Origin of the sequence: uncultured Anaerotruncus sp., assembly GCF_902490045.1 — a bacterium.
GTDB lineage: Bacteria > Bacillota > Clostridia > Oscillospirales > Ruminococcaceae > Anaerotruncus.
The window spans coordinates 1-6267 of sequence record NZ_CABUCJ010000130.1; the positions used below are offsets into that span (position 1 = coordinate 1).

Below are 6267 nucleotides of genomic sequence, written 5' to 3' on the forward strand. Positions count from 1 at the left end.
CCCCGCGCCCGACAGCCTCGTACACCTCTGGCCGCAGGCGCGGCGGATCGCGCGGGACGCACGGGTGCGTGTGGCGCCCTATGCGGCGATCACCCGCGGGCGGCGGGGGGAGGCGCTCTCGGAGATTTCCGCGCTCGCCCCGCACGTCGCCGGGTTTTCGGACGACGGGCGCGGTGTGCAGTCGGAGGAAACGATGCGCGCGGCGATGGAGCGCGTCGCGGCGGCGGGGAGCTTCGTCGCCGCCCACTGCGAGGCGGAGCCGCTCGTCCCGGCGGGCGGCTGCTGCCACGACGGGGCGTTCGCGCGGGCGCACGGCTTCCCGGGCATCCCGTCGGAGAGCGAATACGAGGCGGTTGCGCGGGACATCCGGCTCGCCGCCGAAACGGGCTGCCGCCTGCACATCTGCCACCTCTCGACGAAGGAGGGGGCCGCGATGGTGCGGGAGGCGCGAAAGCGGGGCCTGCCGGTCACCTGCGAGGCGGCGCCCCACAACCTGCTCCTCTGCGACGGGGACATCCCGGCGGACGAGGGGCGGTTCAAGATGAATCCGCCGCTGCGTGCGGAGGACGACCGCGCCGCGCTCGTCGGGGCGCTGCTCGACGGTACGATCACGGCGGTCGCCACCGACCACGCGCCGCACGCGGCGGAGGAGAAGGCGGGCGGCTTCCGGGGGAGCCTCTTCGGGGTCGTGGGACTTGAGACGGCGTTCCCCGCGCTCTATACCGGGCTGACGGAGCCGGGAATCCTGCCGCTCGAACGCCTGCTGTTCCTGCTGACGGCGGGGCCGCAGGAAATATTGGGGGAGCGGCGGACGCTCGCGCCGGGGGAGGAGGCATCCCTCACGGTGCTGGACCTGCGGACGGCGCGGCCGGTGGAACCGGAGCGGTTTTTGAGCCGCGGCAGGGCGACCCCCTTTGCGGGGAGGACGCTGCGGGGCTGGCCGGCGCTCACGCTTTACCGGGGAAAAGAAGTTTACCGGCGCTGACCGGGAATTCAGACAGAGGGGTGACAGGATGGAAAGACCACAGAAGAAGCTGGTGTTTGAAAACGGCCGGGTGTTCGCGGGCGAGGGGTTCGGCGCGGACGCCGACGCGGTGTGCGAGGCGGTTTTCAACACCTCGATGGTCGGGTACCAGGAGATTTTCTCCGACCCGTCCTACTGCGGGCAGCTGGTCTGCATGACCTATCCGCTGATCGGCAACTACGGGCTCGCGGCGGACGACTATGAGACGAAAACGCCGCGCATCGGCGGCTTCATCGTGCGGGAATATAACGACAGCCCCTCCAACTTCCGGGCGGCGCAGCCTCTCGCGGAGGTGATGGAGGAGTACGGCATCCCCGGCATCGCGGGGCCGGACACCCGGGCGATCACCCGGATGCTCCGCAGCGAGGGGAGCATGCGCGCGCTGCTGACCGGCGCGGATACCCCCGACGCGGCGGCGCTCGAACGGCTGGCCGGCACGCCCGTCCCGCGCGACCAGGTCGCGCGGGTGAGCTGCAAAAAGCCCTGGCGCCACCGCACCGCCAACGCGCGCTATTCCGTCGTGGCGGTCGACTGCGGCATCAAGCACAACATCGTCCGCTCGCTGGCGGCGCGCGGCTGCGATGTGACGGTCGTACCCTGCGGCACGCCCGCCAAAGCGGTGCTCGCGCTGGAACCGGACGGGCTCTTCCTCTCCAACGGGCCGGGAGACCCGCGGGACGTCCCGGAGGCCGCCGCGCTCGTGCGGGCGCTCCAGGGGCGGCTGCCCATCTTCGGCATCTGCCTCGGGCACCAGATCATCGCGCTCGCGAACGGCGCGCGCACCTATAAGCTCAAGTTCGGCCACCGCGGCGGCAACCACCCGGTCAAAAACCTTTTGACCGGCCGGGTCGAGATCACGAGCCAGAACCACTCGTTCGCGGTCGACCCGGAGAGCCTTGCGGGGACGGGCCTCGCGGTGACGCACCGGAACCTGCTCGACGGCACGGTCGAGGGGCTGGAGGACGCGTCCCGGGGCGTCTTTTCGGTGCAGTACCACCCCGAGAGCGCGCCCGGCCCGCAGGACTCGGCCTATCTGTTCGACAAATTCATCGCCTCGATCGAGGCGTTCCAGACGGAAAGGGGGGACCGGGATGCCCAAGCGTACTGATATCCGCAAGATTCTCGTGATCGGCTCGGGGCCGATCGTCATCGGCCAGGCGGCCGAGTTCGACTACTCGGGCACCCAGGCCTGCCTCGCGCTGCGGGAGGCGGGCTACACCGTCGTGCTCGTCAACTCCAACCCGGCGACAATCATGACCGACACCGACGTTGCCGACCGCGTCTACATCGAGCCACTCACGCTGGAATTCGTGGCGCGCATCATCCGCAAGGAGCGCCCCGACGCGCTCCTGCCGACCCTCGGCGGGCAGACGGGGCTCAACCTCGCCATGCAGCTCGCCAAAAAGGGGGTGCTGGGGGAGTGCCGGTGCGAAATCCTCGGCACCGGCTTCGACGCGATCGAGCGCGCCGAGGACCGGGAGCTTTTCAAGGAGCTGTGCGCCGCGGCGGGCGAGCCGACCCTCCCGAGCGATGTCGCGACGACGGTGGAGGAGGCGTATGAGAAGGCGCGCGCCATCGGCTACCCGGTGGTCCTGCGTCCCGCCTTCACCCTCGGCGGCACGGGCGGGGGCTTCGCGGAAAACGACGACGAGCTCGGTCCCCTCGCGGAAAGCGCTCTGCGCCTTTCGCCCGCCGGGCAGGTGCTCGTCGAAAGGAGCATCAAGGGCTATAAGGAGATCGAATACGAGGTCATCCGGGACAAAAACGACACGGCGCTAGCCGTCTGCAACATGGAGAACGTCGATCCGGTGGGCATCCACACGGGGGATTCGATCGTCGTCTGTCCGAGCCAGACCCTCACCAACAGGGAGTACCACATGCTGCGGGACGCCGCCCTGCGGCTCATCCGCGCGCTGGGCATCGAAGGGGGCTGCAACGTGCAGTTCGCGCTCGACCCCGGCTCCTTCCGGTACTATGTGATCGAGGTGAACCCCCGCGTCTCCCGTTCCTCCGCGCTGGCGAGCAAGGCGAGCGGCTACCCGATCGCGCGGGTGTCGGCGCTCATCGCGGTGGGCTTCACCCTCGACGAAATCGCCCTCGCCAACACCCCCGCGAGCTTCGAGCCGGCGCTCGACTACGTGGTCGCCAAGATCGCGCGCTTCCCCTTCGACAAGTTCGAAAGCGCGAGCCGCCTGCTCTCCACACAGATGAAGGCGACGGGCGAGGTCATGGCGGTCGGGCGCACCTTCGAGGAGAGCCTGCTCAAGGCGGTGCGCAGCCTCGAGGCGGGCGCGGACGGCCTATGGCTTGAAAAATTCGACGCCGCGCCCGACGCGGAGCTGTGGGAAATCCTGCGCGCCCCGACCGACGAGCGGCTGTTCGCGATTGCCGAGCTGCTGCGGCGGGGCGCGACGGTGCGGAAGATCTGCCGCGTGACGAAGATCGACCGGTTCTTCATGGAAAAGCTCGCGGGCGTCGTCTCGTTCGAGCGGGAGCTCGCGGCGCGCCCGGGAGACCTCGAACTTCTGCGCCGCGCCAAGCGGACGGGGATTTCGGACGGCTGCATCGGGCGGCTGTGGGGGAGGAGCGAATCGGAGATCTTCCTGCTGCGGAAGGAAAACGGCGTCCTGCCCGTCTACAAGATGATCGACACCTGCGCCTCGGAATTTGAAAGCTACGTCCCCTACTTCTACTCGACCTACGAGGAGGAAAACGAGAGTGTCGTGACCGCCCGCAAAAAGATCGTCGTGCTCGGCTCCGGCCCCATCCGGATCGGGCAGGGGGTCGAGTTCGACTACTCGACCGTCCACGCGGTCTGGGCCATCCGGGAGGCGGGATTTGAAGCGATCGTCATCAACAACAACCCCGAGACGGTCTCGACCGACTACACGGTGAGCGACAAGCTCTACTTCGAGCCGCTCACCGTCGAGGACGTCATGAACGTGCTGACGCTCGAACGGCCCGACGGGGTCGTCGTGACGCTCGGCGGCCAGACGGCGATTAACCTCGCGGCGCGGCTCGATGCGCTGGGCGTGCCGCTCGCCGGGACGGGGTGCGAGGCGATCGGCAGGGCGGAAAACCGCGGCAGCTTCGAGGCGCTCATGGAGCGCCTCGGCATCCCGCAGCCGGAGGGCCGCGCGGTGACGACGCTTGAGGAAGGGATCGAGGCCGCCAATTCCCTCGGCTACCCGGTGCTCGTGCGGCCGAGCTTCGTGCTCGGCGGGCGGGCGATGCAGATCGTCGTCAACGACGGCGACCTGCGCCGCTACCTCTCGGAGGCGGTGCGCGCGAGCGAGGACGCGCCGGTGCTCGTCGACCGGTATATCGAGGGCAAGGAGCTCGAGGTCGACGCGGTGTGCGACGGGACCGACGTGTTCATCCCCGGCATCATGGAGCACGTCGAGCGCACGGGGGTGCATTCGGGCGATTCGATCAGCGTCTATCCGACCTTCTCGGTGAGCGGGGCGGTCCGCGGGACGATCGTCGACTACACGGTGAAGCTGGGGCTTGGCATCGGCATCAAAGGCCCCTTCAACATCCAGTTCATCGTAGACCCGCAGGAGAAGGTGCACGTCATCGAGGTGAACCCCCGCTCGTCGCGCACCGTGCCCTTCCTCTCCAAGGCGACGGGGATCAATCTGGCGGGCGTCGCCGCCAGGGTGGCGCTCGGCCAGACGCTGCGCGAACAGGGCTATGGCACCGGCGCTGCGCCGGAGCGGGACCGCTGGTACGTCAAATGCCCCGTCTTCAGCTTTTCAAAAATCCGGGGCGCGGACGCCTACCTCTCGCCCGAGATGAAGAGCACGGGCGAGGCGCTCGGGTGCGACAGGACCCTCTACCGCGCCTTCTACAAGGCGCTCAAGGCGGCGGGGCAGCGGGTGGTCAACTATGGGACCGTCCTCTTCACGATCGCCGACCGGGACAAGGAGAGGTCGCTGCCCTTCGCGCGGCGGTTCTATGAGTTGGGCTTCAACATCGAAGCGACGCAGGACACCGCGAATTTCTTAAAGCAGCACGGCATCCGAACCCGCCTGCTCCACAAGATCAGCGAGGGCTCGGAGGAGATTCCCGACAGCCTGCGCGCCGGGCATGTGACCTATGTGGTCAATACCCTCGGCCCCGGCTGCGGGGAGAATCCGGCCAAGGACGGCTTCCGCATCCGCCGGCTCGCGGTGGAGCATAACGTGACGATCTTCACCTCCCTCGACACGACGGCCGTGCTGCTCGACGTGCTCGAGGAGCTCACCGTCGGCGTTTCGACGATCGACGCGGGGAGGGAGGGCGCCGATGTTTAAAAACGCCCGCTACCAAGTGGCGGAAAACCGCCCCATCGCGCGGGAGGTCCTCCGGATGCGCCTTCTCGGCGACACCCGCTGGATCACGGCCCCCGGCCAGTTTGTGAACGTGCGCGTGGACGGGTGCTACCTGCGCCGCCCGATCAGCGTCTGCGACTGGGACAGCGGCGGGCTCACCCTCGTCTACAGGGCGGTGGGGAAGGGGACGCGCCTGCTCGCCGGCGTCCGCCCCGGGGAAACGCTCGACCTGCTGACCGGCCTCGGCAACGGCTACGATCTCCCGGCGGCGCGGGGGAAGCGCACGGTCCTCATCGGCGGCGGGGTGGGCGTGCCGCCCCTCTACGGGCTGGCCAGGCGGCTCGCGCTCGCCGGCGAACCGCCCGCCGTGGCGCTCGGCTTCCGGACGGCGGCCGACGCCTTTCTGGCGGAGGGCTTCCTGGCGCTCGGCTGCGAGGTGTTCGCCGCCACCGAGGACGGCAGCCTCGGGGAGCGGGGATTTGTCACCGGACCGCTCTCCCGGCTCGAATACGAATATTACTGCGCCTGCGGTCCCGAGCCGATGCTCGCCGCGGTGCACGCGCTCGGACGCGAAAAGGGCGCGGAGGGCCAGCTCTCCTTCGAGCGGCGGATGGGCTGCGGATTCGGGGCCTGCATGGGATGTTCCTGCGAGACGCTCGCGGGCCCCAAGCGCATCTGCGTCGAGGGGCCGGTGCTGCGGTCGGGGGAGGTGCGGTTCTGATGGACACTTCGGTATCGCTCGGGGGGCTCACCCTCCAAAACCCGGTCATCCCGGCGAGCGGGACGTTCGGGTTCGGGCATGAGATGGCAAAATGGTACGATTTGAACCGCCTCGGGGCGGTCGCGCTCAAGGGCACGACGCGGGAGGCGCGCTTCGGAAACCCGACGCCCCGCATCGCCGAATGCGAGGCGGGGCTCTTAAACGCGGTG

Annotated in this window: 4 protein-coding genes and 1 pseudogene; all 5 read left to right on the forward strand. The window is 69.0% G+C overall.

Translation table 11 applies throughout. From position 1 onward, the window contains the following. Positions 1-985: dihydroorotase (locus tag RDM88_RS11090; protein WP_308754901.1), on the forward strand; the 985-nt coding region annotated here is incomplete at its 5' end. A gap of 28 nt (positions 986-1013) precedes the next feature. Beyond that, the gene (gene carA / locus RDM88_RS11095; protein ID WP_308754902.1) at positions 1014-2132 is read left to right on the forward strand and encodes a glutamine-hydrolyzing carbamoyl-phosphate synthase small subunit; all 1119 of its coding nucleotides are present in this window, start codon (positions 1014-1016) and stop codon (positions 2130-2132) included. Further along, positions 2116-5319, forward strand: a complete 3204-nt coding sequence (gene carB / locus RDM88_RS11100) for a carbamoyl-phosphate synthase large subunit (RefSeq protein WP_308754903.1) — start codon at positions 2116-2118, stop codon at positions 5317-5319. Before carA ends, carB begins: the two co-directional genes overlap by 17 nt. Further along, positions 5312-6058 carry a dihydroorotate dehydrogenase electron transfer subunit gene (locus tag RDM88_RS11105; RefSeq protein ID WP_308754904.1) on the forward strand — a complete coding sequence of 249 codons (747 nt, stop codon included), beginning with the start codon at positions 5312-5314 and terminating at the stop codon, positions 6056-6058. Before carB ends, RDM88_RS11105 begins: the two co-directional genes overlap by 8 nt. Then, a pseudogene (locus RDM88_RS11110) lies at positions 6058-6267 on the forward strand (dihydroorotate dehydrogenase catalytic subunit); the annotation flags it as partial. The gene RDM88_RS11105 and the pseudogene RDM88_RS11110, both read left to right, overlap by 1 nt.

Bases quoted from the DNA above. Each gene is read 5' to 3' on its own strand.
- carA (WP_308754902.1), top strand. From the start codon at position 1,014: ATGGAAAGACCACAGAAGAAGCTGGTGTTTGAAAACGGCCGGGTGTTC.
- carB (WP_308754903.1), top strand. From the start codon at position 2,116: ATGCCCAAGCGTACTGATATCCGCAAGATTCTCGTGATCGGCTCGGGG.
- RDM88_RS11105 (WP_308754904.1), top strand. From the start codon at position 5,312: ATGTTTAAAAACGCCCGCTACCAAGTGGCGGAAAACCGCCCCATCGCG.